This is a genomic window from Rhodococcus wratislaviensis, from assembly GCF_900455735.1.
In the GTDB taxonomy this organism is placed as follows: Bacteria; Actinomycetota; Actinomycetes; order Mycobacteriales; family Mycobacteriaceae; genus Rhodococcus_F; species Rhodococcus_F wratislaviensis.
The window spans coordinates 1,122,222-1,140,608 of the sequence record NZ_UAUI01000001.1 but is presented as its reverse complement, the minus strand read 5'-3'; the positions used below and the strand labels follow the sequence as shown (position 1 = coordinate 1,140,608).

Annotated in this window: 18 protein-coding genes; 12 read left to right on the top strand and 6 right to left on the bottom strand. The window is 67.8% G+C overall.

Translation table 11 applies throughout. From position 1 onward, the window contains the following. Positions 1 to 1,167: a hypothetical protein gene (locus DTA22_RS05225; RefSeq protein WP_112298666.1), complete on the bottom strand. Its 1,167-nt coding sequence runs from the start codon at positions 1,165 to 1,167 to the stop codon at positions 1 to 3. Positions 1,168 to 1,260: 93 nt separating this feature from the next. Between DTA22_RS05225 and DTA22_RS05220 the strand changes: the two genes are divergently transcribed. From DTA22_RS05220 to DTA22_RS05185, 8 genes are all read left to right on the top strand, one after another. Continuing rightward, positions 1,261 to 2,184, top strand: a complete 924-nt coding sequence (locus tag DTA22_RS05220; RefSeq protein WP_037238782.1) for a helix-turn-helix domain-containing protein — start codon at positions 1,261 to 1,263, stop codon at positions 2,182 to 2,184. Positions 2,185 to 2,304: 120 nt separating this feature from the next. Beyond that, positions 2,305 to 3,222 (top strand): sulfate adenylyltransferase subunit CysD, encoded by a 918-nt coding sequence (cysD, locus tag DTA22_RS05215; RefSeq protein WP_037238785.1) that lies wholly within the window; start codon positions 2,305 to 2,307, stop codon positions 3,220 to 3,222. Beyond that, the gene (gene cysC / locus DTA22_RS05210) at positions 3,222 to 5,072 is read left to right on the top strand and encodes an adenylyl-sulfate kinase (RefSeq protein ID WP_037238789.1); all 1,851 of its coding nucleotides are present in this window, start codon (positions 3,222 to 3,224) and stop codon (positions 5,070 to 5,072) included. Before cysD ends, cysC begins: the two co-directional genes overlap by 1 nt. After that, positions 5,062 to 6,192: a 3'(2'),5'-bisphosphate nucleotidase CysQ gene (locus DTA22_RS05205; RefSeq protein WP_037238792.1), complete on the top strand. Its 1,131-nt coding sequence runs from the start codon at positions 5,062 to 5,064 to the stop codon at positions 6,190 to 6,192. The genes cysC and DTA22_RS05205 overlap by 11 nt, the downstream gene beginning before the upstream one ends. Next, positions 6,189 to 6,590 (top strand): nuclear transport factor 2 family protein, encoded by a 402-nt coding sequence (locus DTA22_RS05200; RefSeq protein WP_037238795.1) that lies wholly within the window; start codon positions 6,189 to 6,191, stop codon positions 6,588 to 6,590. The genes DTA22_RS05205 and DTA22_RS05200 overlap by 4 nt, the downstream gene beginning before the upstream one ends. Positions 6,591 to 6,597: 7 nt before the next feature. Next, positions 6,598 to 7,248 carry a formylglycine-generating enzyme family protein gene (locus DTA22_RS05195; RefSeq protein ID WP_112298665.1) on the top strand — a complete coding sequence of 217 codons (651 nt, stop codon included), beginning with the start codon at positions 6,598 to 6,600 and terminating at the stop codon, positions 7,246 to 7,248. Positions 7,249 to 7,328: 80 nt separating this feature from the next. Then, on the top strand, positions 7,329 to 8,321 hold the full coding sequence (locus DTA22_RS05190) for a phosphotriesterase family protein (protein WP_112298664.1): 993 nt from the start codon (positions 7,329 to 7,331) through the stop codon (positions 8,319 to 8,321). Position 8,322: 1 nt separating this feature from the next. Beyond that, positions 8,323 to 8,961 carry a TetR/AcrR family transcriptional regulator gene (locus DTA22_RS05185; RefSeq protein WP_009474203.1) on the top strand — a complete coding sequence of 213 codons (639 nt, stop codon included), beginning with the start codon at positions 8,323 to 8,325 and terminating at the stop codon, positions 8,959 to 8,961. Between the two features lie 7 nt (positions 8,962 to 8,968). Here the strand turns inward: DTA22_RS05185 and DTA22_RS05180 are convergent, their stop codons facing one another. Then, positions 8,969 to 9,595: a TetR/AcrR family transcriptional regulator gene (locus tag DTA22_RS05180; protein WP_112298663.1), complete on the bottom strand. Its 627-nt coding sequence runs from the start codon at positions 9,593 to 9,595 to the stop codon at positions 8,969 to 8,971. Positions 9,596 to 9,787: 192 nt separating this feature from the next. Here DTA22_RS05180 and DTA22_RS05175 point away from each other — a divergent pair, with 192 nt between their 5' ends. Continuing rightward, positions 9,788 to 11,164 (top strand): MFS transporter, encoded by a 1,377-nt coding sequence (locus DTA22_RS05175; protein ID WP_112298662.1) that lies wholly within the window; start codon positions 9,788 to 9,790, stop codon positions 11,162 to 11,164. A gap of 52 nt (positions 11,165 to 11,216) precedes the next feature. On the opposite strand, the gene DTA22_RS05170 is transcribed toward DTA22_RS05175, so the two are convergent. The 4 genes from DTA22_RS05170 to DTA22_RS05155 all read right to left on the bottom strand — a co-directional run bounded on the left by DTA22_RS05170 (position 11,217) and on the right by DTA22_RS05155 (position 15,357). Continuing rightward, positions 11,217 to 12,200 (bottom strand): quinone oxidoreductase family protein, encoded by a 984-nt coding sequence (locus tag DTA22_RS05170; RefSeq protein ID WP_112298661.1) that lies wholly within the window; start codon positions 12,198 to 12,200, stop codon positions 11,217 to 11,219. Positions 12,201 to 12,285: 85 nt separating this feature from the next. Continuing rightward, on the bottom strand, positions 12,286 to 13,299 hold the full coding sequence (locus DTA22_RS05165; protein WP_112298885.1) for an NADP-dependent oxidoreductase: 1,014 nt from the start codon (positions 13,297 to 13,299) through the stop codon (positions 12,286 to 12,288). Positions 13,300 to 13,304: 5 nt separating this feature from the next. Beyond that, on the bottom strand, positions 13,305 to 14,825 hold the full coding sequence (locus DTA22_RS05160; RefSeq protein WP_112298660.1) for an AMP-binding protein: 1,521 nt from the start codon (positions 14,823 to 14,825) through the stop codon (positions 13,305 to 13,307). Positions 14,826 to 14,877: 52 nt separating this feature from the next. Beyond that, positions 14,878 to 15,357, bottom strand: coding sequence for a MaoC family dehydratase (locus DTA22_RS05155; protein WP_037238816.1), 480 nt, complete (start codon positions 15,355 to 15,357; stop codon positions 14,878 to 14,880). A gap of 162 nt (positions 15,358 to 15,519) precedes the next feature. On the opposite strand from DTA22_RS05155, the gene DTA22_RS05150 reads away from it, so the two are divergent. Genes DTA22_RS05150 through DTA22_RS05140 form a run of 3 tightly spaced genes read left to right on the top strand, consistent with a single transcriptional unit; the run spans position 15,520 to position 18,387 of the window. Further along, positions 15,520 to 16,338 carry an SDR family oxidoreductase gene (locus DTA22_RS05150; RefSeq protein WP_112298659.1) on the top strand — a complete coding sequence of 273 codons (819 nt, stop codon included), beginning with the start codon at positions 15,520 to 15,522 and terminating at the stop codon, positions 16,336 to 16,338. Continuing rightward, positions 16,335 to 17,147 carry an enoyl-CoA hydratase-related protein gene (locus DTA22_RS05145; RefSeq protein WP_112298658.1) on the top strand — a complete coding sequence of 271 codons (813 nt, stop codon included), beginning with the start codon at positions 16,335 to 16,337 and terminating at the stop codon, positions 17,145 to 17,147. Before DTA22_RS05150 ends, DTA22_RS05145 begins: the two co-directional genes overlap by 4 nt. Then, on the top strand, positions 17,134 to 18,387 hold the full coding sequence (locus DTA22_RS05140; protein ID WP_112298657.1) for an acyl-CoA dehydrogenase family protein: 1,254 nt from the start codon (positions 17,134 to 17,136) through the stop codon (positions 18,385 to 18,387). The genes DTA22_RS05145 and DTA22_RS05140 overlap by 14 nt, the downstream gene beginning before the upstream one ends.

The following is an 18,387-nucleotide window of genomic DNA, read 5'->3' as shown; positions in this document are numbered from 1 at the left end:
TCACCCCAGCATCCGGTCTGCGACCGCGGCCTGGCGTGCGGCGATGCGTTCGGCGAAGTCCTCGGGCGAGATCTTGTTGGAGTCGTAGTGCGGCAGCGTCCGGTGGATCTCGTCGAACTTCACGACCTCGATGCGGGGACCGTCGTCCGGCGTCAGTTCGCGGGAGACGCGCTGCCAGCGGAATTGCAGGTACCCGCGGAGGTGCCCGACGGTGGCGATCCAGTTGGCGACGCCGGGATTGCGCTCGCTGACGACGAGCCTGATGTGGTCGTCGGGATCCACCTGGGACTGCGCGACATTCAGCGAGGTCTGGTGGTTGACGTAGTCGAGGGAGATATACCACATGCTGCCCAGCTGAAAACCCTGGTAGGGCACATCGGCTTTCGGGACGGTGATGATGATGGCCTCGTCGTCGGCGAGTTCGTAGTGCCCGACGGACGAGTACTGCGTGGCGAGGCCGCCCGGTGTCAGCCGCGGTTCGGTCATCGTGTTCACCGGCAGGTTCAGGTAGAACCACTCCGGGAACTGCAGCCAGGTCTTGACCCGGGAGACCAGGGCTCTGCCCGCACGGGCGTAACGCTTCTCGACGGCTTCCCGCGTGAGCGGGCCCGGAGCCGTACCCGTCGCATCCGCCCTGGCGATGCGGATGGTGCCGCGCTGCTGGCTCCAGTCGCTGTAGACCTCTCGGACCACCAGTTGCGACGAACCCGGTGCGAGGGTGAAGTAGTTGCGCCTGCCGGCGCTGTCGTCGGGGCCGAAACGCACCTCGAACGAGCCGTCGGGGGCGATGTCGATCTCCCGGTCGTCGAACGCGGTGACGCTGCCGGGAACGTGTGCGGCCGTGTAGTTTCCGCTCAGCACCTGGAAGCTCAGGTCCGCGGTGGTGCCGCGCCGCCCGGTGACCACGTATTCGCCGTCGTCGTCGATCCGCGCGCCGAAGTACAGGGTGTCGGGGTTGTCGAGACCCATCTTCATGTACGGGCCGGTGCCCGAGATGAACGTCGGGTGCGACCGTTCGGTGGCCCAGGCCGCGTGCGTCGTGGCGAGAATGCCGCCGGCGAGGTATTGGTAGCCCTCCAGCAGATCCTGTTCGGTGCGGATGTGGGGGGCGCTCTCGATCAGTTTCTCGGCCTCGGCCATGGCGTCGGCGAATGGGTCGGTCAGCACACCGTGCTCCTCACGATGGGGGTGGTACAAATATGTACCTGCGTGGTAGAACGTTGATGAACCGACAATAGAACGTGTTCTAAGGAGTGGTCAATGGGACACGAGGACGAGACGCCGGACAGGGCGCAGGGCCGGCGGTCGCCGCCCACCGAACGTGTGGTGCAGGTGCTCGACTTCCTGGTGGCGCGCAAGGAGCACCGCTTCGGGCTGTCGGAGCTGGCCCGGCAACTCGACATCAGCAAGCCCACCTGTCTGGGAATCCTCACCGAACTGGCCCGCGGCGGCTACCTCGTCCGGGATCCCGCCACGAAGACCTACGGCCTCGGGCCCGCACTCATCGCGGCCGGCCGCGCGGCACAGCAAGGATTCGCGGCCGGGCCGGTGGCGCGCAGGCATCTCGCCGTGCTCAGCGAGGAGTTCCGGACCACGTGCACGGCGTCGGCGGTGGTCGGCGACCGCATCGCCGTCCTGGAGCTGACCAGTCCGCCGGGCGTGCGAGCGGCCGCCAAGGTGGGGGAGATGTACCCGTTCGCGCCGCCCGTCGGCCTGATGTACGTGCTGTGGGACGGCGACGACGCGCTGCAGTCGTGGTTGCGGCGGGAGCCGACCCTGCCGGTGCGCCTCGACCGCGACCGGTTGCGCACCGTGGTGGACGAGTGCTCCCGCACCGGGTATCTCGTGGAGACGCTCACTCCGGTCGGTCAGCGCCTGCACACGCTCATGGCCGGGGTCGCCGCGCACGACCTGCCGCCGGAGTTGCGCGACGTGCTCGGTGAGATGGTGTCCAGCCTGGGGGAGCGGGTGTACCTGGACGCCGAACACGCGGACCCCGCCGCGCCGCACCCCGTCAGTCTCATCGCCGCGCCGACGTACGACGCCGAGGGGCATCAGGCCATGGTCCTGACGCTCTATGTGGGCGCCGAACTCGCGCCGTCCGACATCGCCCGGCGGGGCAAGGCTCTCGCCGCGGCCGCGGACGCGATCACGACGGAGGTGGGCGGCCGCCGGCCGCGGTGACGGTCGGGCATTGACCGCTATCTGAAACACGTTCTATTCTCGGAGGTGCATTCTTTTTCGACCGGGCTGGTCCAAATATGGACCAGTGGCCGGTAAGGCACTCGCGACGAGGAGTCGCCCATGACCGCACCGCCCGTGTACGAGTTGTCCCACCTCGGCGCGCTCGAAGCCGAAGCCGTGCACATCTTCCGAGAAGTGGCCGCCACGTTCGAGCGTCCGGTTCTGCTGTTCTCCGGCGGCAAGGACTCGGTGGTGATGCTCCACGTGGCCGCCAAGGCATTCTGGCCCGCGCCTCTCCCGTTCGCCGTCATGCACGTCGACACCGGTCACAACTTCGACGAGGTCATCGAGTTCCGCGACCGGACCGTCGAACGCCTCGACCTGCGCATGGTGGTGTCCAGCGTGCAGGACGACATCGACGCAGGCCGCGTCAGCGAGGAGACGGGTCCGCGGGCCAGCCGCAACCGGCTCCAGACCACTGCGCTGCTGCGTGGGATCCGGGACAACGGTTTCGACGCCATCTTCGGCGGCGCCCGCCGCGACGAGGAGAAGGCCCGCGCGAAGGAACGGGTGTTCAGCTTCCGCGACGAGTTCGGGCAGTGGGATCCGCGGGCGCAACGCCCGGAGTTGTGGAGCCTCTACAACGGCAGGCACCGCAAGGGGGAGCACATCCGGGTGTTCCCGCTGTCCAACTGGACCGAACTCGACATCTGGCAGTACATCAGCGGGGAGAAGATCGAACTACCGCCCCTGTATTACGCGCACCGCAGGGAGGTCGTGCCCCGCGACGGAATGCTGTTGGCGCACACCCGGTTCCTCACCCTGCTTCCCGGTGACGAGCCGTACGAGGCCCTCGTCCGATTCCGGACCGTCGGCGACGCCACGTGCACGGGCTGCGTCGAGTCGTCGGCAACCACCGCCGAGGCGGTGGTCACCGAGGTCGCCGCGAGCAGGCTGACCGAGCGCGGGGCCACCCGGGCAGACGACCGGATCTCCGAGGCCGGCATGGAAGACCGCAAGAAGGAAGGGTACTTCTGATGCCGCAGCTACTCCGGGTCGCGACCGCAGGCAGCGTCGACGACGGCAAGTCCACCCTCATCGGCCGGCTGCTGTACGACTCCAAGGCGATCTTCGAGGATCAGCTCGAGGCGGTCGAACGCACCAGCCGCGAACGGGGCGACGAGCACGCCGACCTGGCACTGCTCACCGACGGTCTGCGCGCCGAACGCGAGCAGGGCATCACCATCGACGTCGCGCACCGCTACTTCGCCACACCGCACCGCAAGTTCATCATCGCGGACACCCCCGGACACGAGCAGTACACCCGGAACATGGTGACCGGCGCGTCGACCGCCGACCTGGCCCTGATCCTCGTCGACGCCCGCAAGGGGATCCTCGAGCAGACGCGCCGCCACGCCTTCATCGCCAGCCTCCTCGGAATCCCGCACCTCGTGCTGTGCGTCAACAAGATGGATCTCGTCGGGTGGTCCGAGGACCGGTTCGAGGAGATCAAGGAGGAGTTCCGGCAGTTCGCGATCAAGCTGGAGGTCCACGACCTCACGTTCATCCCGGTGTCGGCACTGCGCGGCGACAACATCGCGCAACGCACCGTCAACATGCCCTGGTACGAGGGAGGGTCGCTGCTGCACTATCTCGAGCAGGTGCACGTGGCCTCCGACCGCAACCTCATCGACGCGCGGTTCCCGGTGCAGTATGTGGTCCGGCCGCAGCGCCGGACCGATTCCGCGCTGCACGATTTCCGTGGGTACGCAGGCACGGTCGCCAGCGGGGTGTTCAAGCCGGGCGACGAGGTGGTGGCACTGCCATCCGGATTCACCTCCACCGTCAGCGCCATCTGGGGTCCCGGCGGAACCCGCCTCGACGAGGCGTTCGCACCGTCGGCGGTGTGCGTGCAGCTCGCCGACCAGCTGGACGTGAGCCGCGGAGACGTGCTGTGCCGCCCCAACAACCGTCCGCTGGTCGGGCAGGAACTCGACGCGATGGTCTGCTGGTTCAGCGAACAGTCGTCGCTGACGCCGGATGCGCGGTACACGCTGCTGCACACCACCCGCGCAACCAGGGCGTCCGTCGTGCGGCTCGACTACCGCCTCGACGTGAACACCCTGCACCGCGACGAGTCCGCACAGTCGCTCTCGCTCAACGAGATCGGCCGTATCCAGTTGAGGACGTCGCAGCCGCTGATGTTCGACCCGTACCGCCGCAACCACGTGACGGGCAGTTTCATCCTCGTCGACGAGTCGACCCGGAACACCGTCGCCGCGGGCATGATCACCGGGCCGACGCTGTCCCGGTCCAAGGTGGTGTGGCACGCCGCGGCCGTCTCGCGGGAGGAGCGGGCGACCCGGGGTCGCACGGTGTGGCTGACCGGACTGTCGGCGTCGGGGAAGTCGACGGTGGCGGTGGAACTCGAGCGGCGCCTCGTCGCGGCCGGGGTGCCTGCCTACCGTCTCGACGGCGACAACCTGCGTCACGGTCTCAACGCCGACCTCGGTTTCAGTGCGGAGGACCGCGCCGAGAACGTGCGTCGCGTCGGCGCCGTGGCGCAACTGCTCGCCGACTCCGGGGTGGTCGCGATCGCGTCGCTGATCAGCCCGTACCGCGCCGACCGGGACCTGGTCCGGGAGCAGCATCGGGCTGCCGGGCTCGACTTCGTCGAGGTGTTCGTCGACACGCCGGTGGAGCAGTGCGAGGCGCGGGACCCCAAGGGCATGTACGCGAAGGCCCGCGCGGGGGAGATCACCGGATTCACCGGGGTCGACGACCCGTACGAGGCCCCGGAGAACGCCGAACTCGTCCTCCGGCCCGGGGACGGCACGCCGACCGAACAAGCCGAGAGAATTATGGAATTGTTGAGACGTGATCACTGACGCACGACTCGCGGCCGACATCGCCTCCGGTGCCGGTGCCCTGCTGCTGGACATCCGCACCGCGGGACTCGGATCGGCGGACGGTCGTGAACTGGGCAGGCGCGGCGACGTCGCCGCCGACGCCTTCATTCTCGGCAAGCTCTCGGCGGAGCGACCCGACGACGCGATCCTCTCCGAGGAGTCGGCCGACGACCGGTCGCGGCTGGAGCGTTCGCGGGTGTGGATCATCGACCCGCTCGACGGTTCCAAGGAGTACGGACTGCCCGGGCACTCGGACTGGGCCGTGCACGTCGCGCTGTGGGAACGCGGTCGCGGCATCACGGCGGCAGCAGTCGCGCAACCGGCGCTGGGCGCCGTGTATGCCAGTGACGACGACAGTCACGCCGTGCATGCCGAGCAACTCCCGGCACGACCACGGATCGTCGTGTCCGCCAGCAGGCCCCCCGTGTTCGTCGACGCCGTCGCGACGGAGATCGGCGCCGAGGTCACCACCATGGGTTCGGCCGGAGCGAAGGCGATGGCCGTGCTCCGTGGAGACGTGGACGCCTACATCCATGCGGGCGGGCAGTGGGAATGGGACTCGGCCGCACCCGTCGGCGTCGCCGCGGCAGCGGGCCTGCACTGCTCGCGGATCGACGGAACCCCGTTGGACTACAACGAGTCTCACCCGTACCTGCCCGACCTCCTGATCTGCCGGCCGGAGCTGGCCCGGCCCCTGCTCGCCGCGATCGCGACACACGCCACCGACACGGCCGACAGTGGCCGGGTCGCGATGGCCAGGGCCTACATCGATGCGCTGGTCAGCCACGACGCCACCAAGGTCCGTCTCGCGGACAACGCATGGCGGGTGGAGAACGGGCAGCATACGGGCGAATCGGGGGCCTTCATCCGGGACGAACTCGAGAACGGCCTGCAGTATCAGGCCATCCAGGCCGTGCGCGAACTCTCCTTCCACGAGTGGGGCGACAATGTGGTGGCCAGGTTCGTGCTCGACCTCGGGGCCACGCCCACCGAGGTGACGTCCGTCCGGATCACGGAACACTTCGACATCCCGGCCGGGGCGATCCAGTCCGTCATGGCCATCATCGAACCGTCCGCGATCGAAAGGGAGAACCGATGACCCCGGATCAACTGGTCACCCAATTCTGCGCCGAGTGGATCGAACCCGATCCGGCGAAGATCGCGGAGTACTTCGCGGAAGACGCCGTCTACCACAATATTCCGATGGAACCTGTCATCGGGCGGGACGCGATACGCGAATTCGTCGCAGGGTTCACCGCGGCTTTCGGCGGCATCGACTTCCGGGTTCACCGGCAGGTCACCGACGGCGGGCAGAGCCCCAACGCCGAGGAGTCGAGCGGTGTGGTGATGAACGAGCGGATCGACGTGTTCACGCTGAACGGCAACGTCGTCGAACTGCCCGTCGTCGGGGTCTTCGAGATCACGGACGGCAAGATCACCACCTGGCGCGACTACTTCGACATGGCGCCGATCCAGGCTGCTGCCGGCGGTGGATAGCGCTTCCATGATCGCCGTCCCCGCCGGGCAGGTGACGCTGTCGGACCGGCGAACCACCCGCAGCTGGAGCGTCGATCTGGGTGCCTTCGAGGTCGCCGTCCACCCGGTGACGCAGGGAGAGTACGCCGAGATCACCGGCGAGTGGCCGGGCACGACTCGGGGGGCGCGCCTGCCTGTCGACGGAGTGTCGTGGCGGGACGCGATCTTGTTCTGCAACACCCTGTCCGAGCGCGCCGGGCTTACCGCCGCCTATCGCGTGGCCGGCGACGACGTCATGTGGGACACCGCAGCTGACGGGTACCGGCTTCCGGCCGAGGCCGAATGGGAGCGCGCCTGCCGGGCGGGCACCACGGGTCCGCGGTACGGCCCGCTCGACGCGATCGCGTGGTATCGCGGCAACTCCGACGGCCGGTCGCGAGACGTGGGCGGCAAGCAGCCGAACGCATGGGGTCTGCACGACACCCTGGGCAATGTGTGGGAGTGGTGCTGGGATCTGTACGACCCCGAGGTGTACGGCACGTACCGGGTACTGCGCGGCGGTGGATGGTTCGACGAGCACTGGAGTTGTCGTGCGTCCGTGCGGCGTCGCAGTCACCCGACCTGTCGCATCGACGACGTGGGATTTCGCCTCGCCCGCGGGGTATTCGCTCCAAATTAAATATTGACGTCAGGTTCAAGTTAGCTCTACGCTGAGCTCGGGAGTATGACGACGGTCACACCCGGAGAGGGCGAGTCTGCATGAGCCAGATCAACACGGTCCGCGGACCGATCGACAGCGCCGAACTCGGACGCACGTACATGCACGAGCACGTGTTCGTGCTGACGCCCGACGTGCAGCAGAACTACCCGGACGAGTGGGGGAGCGAGGACGAGCGGGTCGCCGACGCCGTCACCAAGCTGCGCGCGCTCGCGGGGCAGGGCGTCCGGACCATCGTCGACCCCACCGTCGTCGGCCTCGGCCGGTACATTCCGCGCATCCAGCGGGTCGCCGAACAGCTTCCCGAGCTGAATATCGTTGCGGCAACCGGGCTGTACACCTACGACGACGTGCCGTTCTTCTTCCACTACCGCGGTCCGGCGCTGGATGCGATCGTGGGGGCCGAGGTCCCCGACCCGATGGTGGACATGTTCATGAAGGACATCGAAGTGGGGATCGCCGACACCGGGGTCCGCGCGGGACTGCTCAAGTGCGCGATCGACCACCAGGGGCTCACGCCCGGTGTCGAGCGGGTGATGCGGGCCGTCGCGAAGGCGCATCGCCGCACCGGCGTGCCCATCACCGTGCACACCCACCCCGGCAGCGAGGCCGGATTGCACGTCAGACGCGTGATGTGCGACGAGGAGGGGGTGCGGCCGGACCGGATCGTGCTCGGGCACAGCGGAGACAGCACCGATGTCGAGCATCTGACCAGCCTTGCCGAGGCGGGCTTCGTCCTCGGGATGGACCGGTTCGGGATCAATCTCGAGACGACGTTCGAGGCCCGCGCCGACACGCTCGTCGAGATGTGCCGCCGGGGATTCGCGGGGCAGATGGTCCTGTCTCAGGACGCCTCCTGTTACATCGACTGGATCGACCCCAACCTGATGGCCGCACTCCCGCAGTGGCACTACCTGCACATCGAGAACGACGTGCTGCCGTACGTCCGCGAGCGGGGTGTCACCGAGAAGATGATCACCGAGATGCTCGTCGAGGTGCCTCGGCGATACTTCGAGAACGTCGACACCTACTGACATGTCGCGCCCGCGAATCGCACCCACGCCGCCGGTCACGGCCCGGGGCGTCCGCACCCGCGATCGTCTCGTCGCCGCGGCCCGGGTGGTGTTCGAGCGCGAGGGGTACCTCGACGCCCGTCTCGTCGACATCAGCAAGGAGGCCGGACTCTCGACCGGATCGTTCTACACCTACTTCACGAACAAGGAGGAGGTGTTCGCGGCGGTCGTCGAGGTCACGCAGAACGATCTGCTGCATCCCGGCATGGGACGGGTCGCGGACGAAGGCGACGTGCACGCGGTCGTGGAGGCGAGCATTCGGGCCTACCTGCACGCGTGCCGCCGGAATGCGCGACTGCTGGCCCTGCTCGAGCAGGTCGCGCACGTCGACCCCGCCTTCCGTGAACTCGAACGCTCGCGGGACGAGACGTTCTACCGCCGCAACGCGCGGGCGATCGCCGATCTGCAGGACCGCGGTCTCGCCGACGCGTCGCTCGATCCGATGCTGACGTCGAAGGCGTTGTCCGCCATGGTCGGAAGGATGGCCTACAGCTATTTCGTCGGACCGCCGAGCGAGCGGCGATCGCTCACGTTCGAGCAGTTGACCGCCGGACTCGCGCGGATGTGGACGAACGCGCTGCGCGTCCCCGACCGCGTGTGAGGAGCTGTCAGTAGCCGGGTGCGTGGAGGATGCGCAGAACGAGGTCGGCGTTGATGTCGCCCAGCTCTTCCGGTGTGAATTCGCCGTCGGGGCTGTACCACCGGCAGATGTCCACCGCGAGCGACATGATCGCCAGGACCGCGACGCGGGGGTCGGGGATCAGGAACACCCCCTGATCGATCCCGTTCTGCACCTCTCGGATCGCCGCGACCCGGATCTGGAGCCGGGTCTCGGCGACCACCTCGCGGTGGTCGGGGGCGAGATGCCTGCTCTCGTACTGGGCGATGCGCGCGCGCCGGAAGTTCCGGGCGTGCATGATGCTGAATTCGCGGACCAGTGCCCGGACGCGGTCGATGGGGTCGGTGAACGGCGCCACGGCGTTCAGCACCAGCTCGAGCGCTCGCTCGTTCGACCGGCGGACGAGCTGGAACAGCAGATCCTCCTTGGAGGGGAAGTGCACGTACATCGCGGAGGGGCTCATCCCGGCCATGGTGGAGATGTCCCTCGTGCGGGTGGCTTCGAAACCCTTGTCGGAGAACAGTGTCGTCGCCGCGCGGAGCAGGCGTTCCTCGGATGTCGGCGGACCAGGGCTCGGCTCCTCGGCCGCGGACACGTCGTCTCGCAGTTCGGTCATCGGTGGTCCTCTCCGCCGTTTCGAGCTTCGTCCGCACCGGCGGGATTCGGCAAGATCAATCCCCTCGAGTGATTGACATCACACAGCTATTCAAACACACTAAGCAAGCGCTCACTGACTTGAAGTTGGCGTCATGTTCTGAAAAATCTCATTCCCACACCCATACGAAGACCTATCTCGAGGAGTGATCGGATGACTACATCCGCGGTGCAGCCGAGTAAGGACGCAGCCGGCGACACAGCCGTCTCGCGCACGCGTGCGCATCGGAAACTGCTTGCGGCGGGACTCGTCGGCAGTTCGATCGAGTGGTACGACTTCTTCCTGTACGGAACCGCTGCGGCACTGGTCTTTCCGCACGTCTTCTTCCCCGACTCGTCGGCGTTGATGGGCACCCTGCTCTCGTTCAGCACCTTCTGGGCGGGCTTCGTCGCACGCCCACTCGGCGGCCTCGTCGCCGGTCACTTCGGTGACAAGTACGGCCGCAAGCCGGCCGTCGTCACCTGCCTGCTGTTCATGGGACTGGCGACGTTCCTCATCGGCTGCCTTCCGGGCGCCGCGACCATCGGCGTCGCGGCCCCGATCCTGCTGGTGACCCTGCGGTTCGTCCAGGGCCTCGCGTGCGGTGGTCAATGGGGTGGGATCGTCCTCCTGCTGACCGAATCGGCGAGCCCGAAGCGCAGGGGATTCTCCGGGACCTTCGGCCAGATGGGCGTCTCCTTCGGCGTCCTGCTCGGCAACCTCGTGTTCCTCGGCGCCACCGCGGCGATCTCGAACGAGGCGTTCCTCGACTGGGGCTGGCGGATCCCGTTCTTCGCGAGCGCACTCCTGTTCCCGGTCGTGCTGTACATCCAGACCAAGGTCGAGGATACCCCCGAATTCCGGGACCTGCAGGAGGAGGCGCAGAAGAAGAACAAGACCGTCGTCCGCGCACCGCTGACTCAGGCGATCCAGGAGCACTGGCGCAAGATCCTGCTCGGCTGCGGCCTGCTGGCGGCCACCAACTCCCTGTTCTACATCTCCATTGCCGGCGTGCTCAGCTACGGCACCGCGGAACTGGGTATGAAGCGGAACGACCTGCTCGCGATCTCGCTGCTCAGCGCCGCGCTCACGGTCGGTGTCGTGCTGTGGTCCGGGCACATGTCCGACAAGATCGGGCGCAGGCCGATGATCCTGATCGGCGCGGCGATGATCATCGTGTGGGCGTTCCCGTACTTCTGGCTGATCAACACCCGGAACCTGCTGCTGTTCTTCATCGCCGTCACGGTCGGCAGCGTCTTCCAGTCGATGACCTATGGCCCGATCGCCGCGTACATGGGTGAACTGTTCGCTCCCAACGTCCGGTACTCGGCCGCGTCGCTCGCGTACCAGCTGGCGGCGATCACGGTCAGCGGCGGCACGCCGTTCATCATGACGGCGCTGATCGCCAAGACCGGAACCACCACGTTCGTCGCCGTCTTCGTCGCGCTGATGGGACTGGTCACGTTCCTCTGCGCGTGGAAACTCCGCGAGACCAACACCGCCGAAGTCCGGAACGATCCCACCGCCGTTCCCGGCGCCCAGTTCTACTAGCCGACTCCACGGGGCGGCGTGGGGTGGCTGGGATCCAGCCACCCCACAGCTGTCAGTTCGGCACCGTCAGCACGATCCGGCCCTCGCAGTCCCCGGATTCGAGCAGGCGGTGCGCCTCGGCGGCCTGCGCCAGCGGCAGCGTGGTGTGCGGCATGTTCACCGTGCCCGCGGCCGCCCATTCGATCGCGCGGCGCGCGGCGGCCTCGGCGGCGGTCGGATCCTGCATCAGCAGTCCGCCGACGTTGAAACCCAGGACGGCGCGGTTGGCGAGCCACAACTCGTTGGCACCGATCCGCACGTCGTCCTCTCCACTCGCATTGCCCACGGCGAGAAGCCGGCCCAGCGGTGCGAGCACCTCGAGGCTCTCGGCACGCAACCGGCCGCCGACCGGGTCCACCACGATGTCCACCGAATCGATGCCCGCGTCCGACAGCGCGCTGCGAAATCCGTTGCTCGACACCACGAGGTCGTATCCGTACCGCTCGGCCTCCGCCGCACGCCGGGACGACCGAACCGTGCCCAGCACCTGCGCGGCGCCGAGATGACGGGCCACCTGTGCGGTGATGCCCGAGAGGGCCCCTGCGGCGCCGTGGATCAGCACCTGGCTTCCCGGACCGACATTGCCCACGAGTTCCAGTGACAGCAGCGCCGTGGTGGTGTTCGGGACCACCGCCACCGCCTCGGCGGCATCGAGGCGAGGGTCGACGGCATCGAGCGGGATCGTGATGGCCGCATCGGCCACCGACACCTCCGCGTAGCCGCCCGCGGTGGGGCGAGAGAGCGTCACCACGGGCTGGCCGACCCGCAGATGATGCACTCCGGCACCGACTTCCCGCACCGTTCCCGCCACCTCGAGGCCCGGCACGATCGGTGGTGCCCCGCCGAACTCACCACGACGCATGAGGATGTCCGCCAACCCGACCGCGGCGTGCGAGACGTCGATACTCACCTGGCCGGGCCCCGGATCGGGGACAGGGAGGTCTGCCGTCTCCAGGACGTCAACCTCGCCGAAGCGTGAAATGGTGATCGCGCGCATGGCCTACCTCGTCATCTCGTCGTCGCACGGGTACGGCCGCCACCGTAGTACGGTGACGGCCGCATCGAGCCCTCCGGGCGTGCTGTCAGTGGTTGCCGATCTCCAGCACGAGTTTTCCGGTGTTGGCGCCGTCGAACAGCAGATTGAGTGTGCGGCCGAAGGCTTCGACGCCCCCGGTCTCGACCTGTTCGCGGGTCACGATCTCACCGGCGCGGATCCACTCCGACATCGCCTCCATGCCCTCGGGGAACCGGTCGAGGTAGTCGAACACGATGAACCCGGTCATCGACGCCCGGTTGACCAGTAGCGACAGGTACCGGGACGGGCCGGGCTGCGGGTCGGTGGCGTTGTATCCGGAGATCGCGCCGCACAGCGCGACCCGGGCGTTCTTGCGGAGCCGGCCGAGTGCGGCGTCGAGGATCTCGCCGCCGACGTTGTCGAAGTAGATGTCGATTCCGTCCGGTGCGGCGGCGCGCAGGGCCTTACCGACCGATCCCGCCTTGTAGTCGATCGCCGCGTCGAACCCCAGATCCTCGGTCAGCCACGCGCACTTCTCGGGACCGCCGGCGATGCCGATCACCGTGGCGCCCTTCAGCTTGGCGATCTGGCCGGCGATGCTCCCGACCGCCCCCGCCGCTCCCGAGATGAGCACGGTGTCGCCCTTCTCCAGCTTGCCGACGTCCGTCAGGCCGAAGTAGGCGGTCATTCCGGGGAACCCGAGCGCGCCCAGCCACGTCGGCGCCGGGGCGAGCGACTCGTCCACGGCGAGAGCGCCGCGGCCGTCGGAGATCGCGAACTCCTGCACGCCGAACTGCCCGGAGACGAGCTGTCCCTCCGGGAACTTCGCGTTCTTCGACGCCACCACCCGGCCGACGGCGTGGGTGCGCATCACCTCACCGATCGCCACCGGCGGCACGTACGACTTCACGTCGTCGAGCCATCCGCGCATCGCGGGATCGAGGGACACGTAGTTCACCTTCACGGTGAATTCGCCGTCCGCGGGTTCGGGGATCGGTTCCGACGTGATCTCCCAGGTGGAGTCGTCGGGTCGGCCGACCGGGCGCTTCGCCAGTCGGACCTGCCTGTTCACGGATGTCACGGTGTTCACCTTTCGGGTACTTCTGCGGTCAGTGCGTCGTTCTTCAGTGCTGTCCGGTCGATCGACCGCTTGAGGATCTTTCCCGTCGACCCCTTCGGGAGGGAGTCGACGATCGCGACGATCCGGGGAATCTTGTATGCGGACAGTCGTTCCCGCGCCCAGCTGGTCAGCTCGCCGCCGTCCAGACCGGAACCGGGGACGGTGGCCACCACAGCGGCCACCTCCTCGCCGTAGTGATCGTCGGGAACACCCACGACGGCGGCCTCGAGGATGTCGGGGTGTGTGTACAGCACCTCCTCGACTTCACTCGGGTACACGTTGTAGCCGCCGCGGATGATGAGGTCCTTCACCCGATCGACGATGCGGAGGTCCCCGTCCGCGTCGATCTCGCCCAGATCCCCGGTACGCAGCCACCCGTCCGGGTCCAGGACGGCCGCGGTGTCGGACGGTCGGTTCCAGTAGCCCTTCATCACGGTCGCCCCCTTCACGAACACCTCGCCGACGGTGCCGGGAGGGCAGGCGACGTTGTCGTGGTCCCGCACCTGGACCTCCAGCCGTGGCACCGCGCGCCCGGTGTAGCCGATCTTGCCGCCGCGGTCGATGTCGTTGAACGTCCCGAATGCGGTGGTCTCGGTGAGCCCGTATCCCTCGAGGATGGTGCACCCGAAGCGGGACTCGAACTCGCGGGCCACTTCACCCGGCAACGATGCGCCTCCGGAGATGGCGATGCGGAGCTGCGTGAAGTCCTGCGAGTCGGCGCCGTCCGCGGCGTGTAGCATCGCGTTCCACATCGTCGGCACGCCGGCCATGATCGTGAGCCGGTCGCGTCGCAGGAGTGCGAGCATCGCGGCCGGGTCGAACCTCGCCAGCAGCGACAACGACCCACCGCCCGTGAACGTCGCCATCATGACCGAGGCCTGACCGAAGACGTGGAACAGCGGAAGCCCGGTGCCCGTCCGGTCGTCACTCGAACCGCGACTGCATTCGGCGCCGATCTCACCGCCGGACAGTAGGTTCCCGACCGTCAGTTCCGCGCCCTTCGGCCGCCCGGTGGTGCCGGACGTGTAGAGGATCGCGGCGGTGTCGTCGCGGTCCCGCGCGGCGACGGGGACCGGCTCGGCGTCCGATGCCGCGGCGTCGGGTGCGAGCGCCCAGACGGGGATGCCCAACCCTGACGCGGCGTCGCCGATCGCCGGCCCGAGCTCGTGCCACACGATGGCGAGCGCGGCGCCGGCGTCGGCGAGGACGTATTCGGTCTCGGGCCGGGTGGACATCGTGTTCACCGGGACCACGACGCACCCCGCCGCCTGAATTCCCAGATACGCCACCACGAACTCGGGCACGGAGGGTGCGGCCAGGAGGATTCTGTCGCCGGGGGACAGGCCCGCTTCGGTGAGTGCCCCCGCATACCGGGTGCTCGCGTCGCGCAACTGCCCGTACGTCAGGGTGCTCTCCGCGCCCCGCAATGCGATGTTGTCGGGAGTGGCGTCCGCGTGGCGGGACACCGGATCGATCACATTTGCCATGTCGTCAACCTCCGACGCGGTACAGGATTTTCGGCCTCGACGGCACGGGCGGTTATCCGGCCTCGACGACGCGGGCGACGGATTCGGACACGACCACCGGCTTGTCGGAGCCCTCGCGCTCGACGACCTGGCTCATGGTCACCTGGATGCCGCCTCCGACCTGTTCCGCGGACTGCACGGTGGCACGCATCCGGATGCGTGAACCCACCGGCACCGGCGCGGGGAAACGGACCTTGTTGTAGCCGTAGTTCAGGCTGTGGGCGAACCCGTCGAACCGCAGCAGGGTCGACGACAGTGCCGGTCCGAGGGACAGGCTGTACAACCCGTGCGCGATGGTGCCGCCGAGTGGGCTGGCGGCGGCGCGCTCGGGATCGATATGGATCCACTGGTGGTCGCCGGTCGCATCGGCGAAGGCGTTGACGCGTTCCTGGGTGACGTCGTGCCAGTCGGTGGGGCCCAGCTCCTTGCCGATCAACGCCGTGAGCTCGTCGAAGCTCGCGGGGCGAACGGGCAGTGCGGTGGTGTCGGTCATCTGTCTCCCTCAATTCCGGGTGGTGCAGGGCCTGGATGTGTCACGTTGGCTGCATCGAACTTCGAGGTGTTCGTCGAACTCCAACACTTGAACTTGACGACGGATTCAACTATACAAAAGAGAGACGCGAGTCACAACGCACGGCGAAGGAGAGGACACCTCGTGAAGGTTGCACAGAAGGTCGCCATCGTGACCGGCGGTGGAGGCGGTATCGGCGGGGCGATCGCAGACCGTCTCGCCGACCAGGGTGCCAAGGTGCTGGTCGCCGATCTCGACCCGAACGCAGCCGCCGCGGTTGCGGACGGAATCAACGCACGCCACCCCGGAACTGCCCTCGCCGAAGGCGCCGATGTCGCGGACACCGACCAGATCCGGCGCATCATCGACCGCGCCGAGACCGAGTTCGGCCCGGTCGATCTCTACTTCGCCAACGCCGGCATCGCGGGAGCACCCGGTCTCGACGCCGACGACGCCGGCTGGGATCTCGCGATCGACGTCAACGTCCGCGCCCACGTCCGCGCCGCCCGGCAACTCGTGCCGAAGTGGGTCGAGCGGGGCGAGGGGTACTTCGTGTCGACCGCGTCCGCGGCCGGGCTCCTCACCCAGATCGGCTCGGCCACCTACGCGGTCACCAAGCATGCGGCCGTCGCGTTCTCCGAGTGGCTGTCGGTCACCTACGGGGACAACGGAGTCCGGGTCAGCTGCCTCTGCCCGATGGGAGTCGAGACGAAGTTGATGCGCTCCGGCGAGAACTCGGGTGATCCACTCGGTGTCGCTGCCACCCGGGCCGTCGTCTCGGCAGGCGACGTGCTGCAGCCGGAGCAGGTCGCCGACATCGTGCTCGACGCCGTGGACCGGGAGACGTTCCTGATCCTGCCCCACGAGAGCGTCCTCGCCATGTACCGGCAGAAGGGGTCCGACTACGACCGCTGGCTGCGCGGGATGCGCCGCTACCAGAGTTCGCTGCTGGAGCACGCGTGACACCCGTGCACGCGGACCTGGTCCTCGCCGAGCGGCGCGGACCGGTCCTGGTGCTGACTTTCAACCGGCCGGACAAGCTGAACGCCTGGACCGACGACCTCGAGGACCGGTACTTCACGCTGCTGAGCGACGCCGAGGACGACCCCGGCGTACGCGCGATCGTCGTGACCGGAGCCGGGCGCGGGTTCTGCGCCGGCGCCGACCTCGGACGCCTGCAGGCCGTCGGTGACGTCTCCGAAGCGGACCTCCTCCGGCCGCGCCCCCGCGACCTTCCCGCGACGCTGCGCAAGCCGCTGATCGGGGCGATCAACGGGGTCGCCGCCGGGCTCGGAATGGTGGAGGCCCTCTACTGCGACGTCCGGTTCGCCTCCGCGTCCGCCCGGTTCACGACCGCCTTCGCCAAGCGGGGGCTGATCGCCGAATACGGCATCTCCTGGCTGCTGCCCCGGCTCGTGGGACGCAGCCGGGCCACCGACCTGCTGCTGTCGAGCCGCGTGGTGGACGCCGAGGAGGCACTGCGCATCGGACTCGTCGACCACCTCGCGCCGGACGGTTCGGTCGTCGACGCCGCGGTCGCCTATGCGGAGCAGTTGTCGACGCACTGCTCCCCGACGTCGATGGCCGTCATCAAGGACCAAATACAGAACGATGCGGACGGCACCTACGCCGAGTCCGTGGCCCGGGCGGAAGGCCTGATGTTGCAGGCGTTCCGCGGGGCCGATCTCGTCGAGGGCGTACAGAGTCACCTCGACAAGCGCACACCCACGTTTCCCTCACTACCCGTCAGGAGTTCCCATGTCCCTGTTTGACATCTCGGATCGCGCCCAGCAGTTGCAGACCGATCTGCTGGAGTTCATGGATTCGCATGTGTATCCGGCGGAGGCGGTGTACGAGGAGCAGATGCGGGAGTCGGGTGATCCGCATTTCCAGCCGCCGGTGTTGGAGGAGTTGAAGGCGGAGGCGCGGCGTCGGGGGTTGTGGAATTTGTTCCATCCGCATCCGGGGACGGGTGCGGGGTTGACGAATCTCGAGTATGCGCCGTTGGCGGAGATCATGGGGCGCAGTCATATTGCGTCGGAGGCGTGTAATTGCAATGCGCCGGATACGGGCAACATGGAGGTGCTCGAGTTGTTCGGTACGGCCGAGCACAAGGAGAAGTATCTGAGGCCGTTGCTGGAGGGGACGATGGCGTCGGCGTTCGCGATGACGGAGCCGGCGGTGGCGAGTTCGGATGCGACGAATGTGGAGTTGTCGATGGTCCGGGACGGTGAGGAGTATGTGCTCAACGGCCGGAAGTGGTTCGCGTCGAATGCGTTGCATCGTAATTGCCGGGTGTTGATCGTGATGGGGAAGACGGATCCGTCGGCGGCGCCGCATCGGCAGCAGTCGATGATGGTGGTGCCGATCGATGCGCCGGGGGTGACGGTGATGCGGGGGTTGCCGGTGTTCGGGTATCAGGATCGTGAGGGGCATGCGGAGATCGATTTCGCGGATGTGCGGGTGCCGGTGGCGGATGTGCTGAAGGGGGAGGGGGAGGGTTTCGCGATTTCGCAGGCGCGGTTGGGTCCGGGGCGGATTCACCACTGCATGCGGGCGATCGGGATGGCGGAGCGTGCGTTGGAGTTGATGTGTCGTCGGGCGTCGTCGCGGGTGACGTTCGGCAAGCCGGTCAGTGAGAATGCGAATATTCAGGATTGGATTGCGGAGGCGCGGATCGAGATCGAGATGATCCGGTTGTTGACGCTGAAGGCGGCGTATCTGATGGATACGGTGGGCAACAAGGAGGCGCGGACGGAGATCGCGGCGATCAAGGTGGCGGCTCCGAATATTGCGTTGAAGATTGTGGATCGGGCGATTCAGGTGCACGGTGGGGCCGGCGTCACCGACGACTTCCCCCTCGCCATGGCCTGGGCGCACCTGCGCACGCTGCGCCTGGCGGACGGTCCCGACGAGGTCCACAAGCGCGCCATCGCGCGGCAGGAACTCCGGCTGTACCGCGACACCGCCGTCAGCGCCTCCACCAACGGACACAAGGTTGCGGTGAGCTGA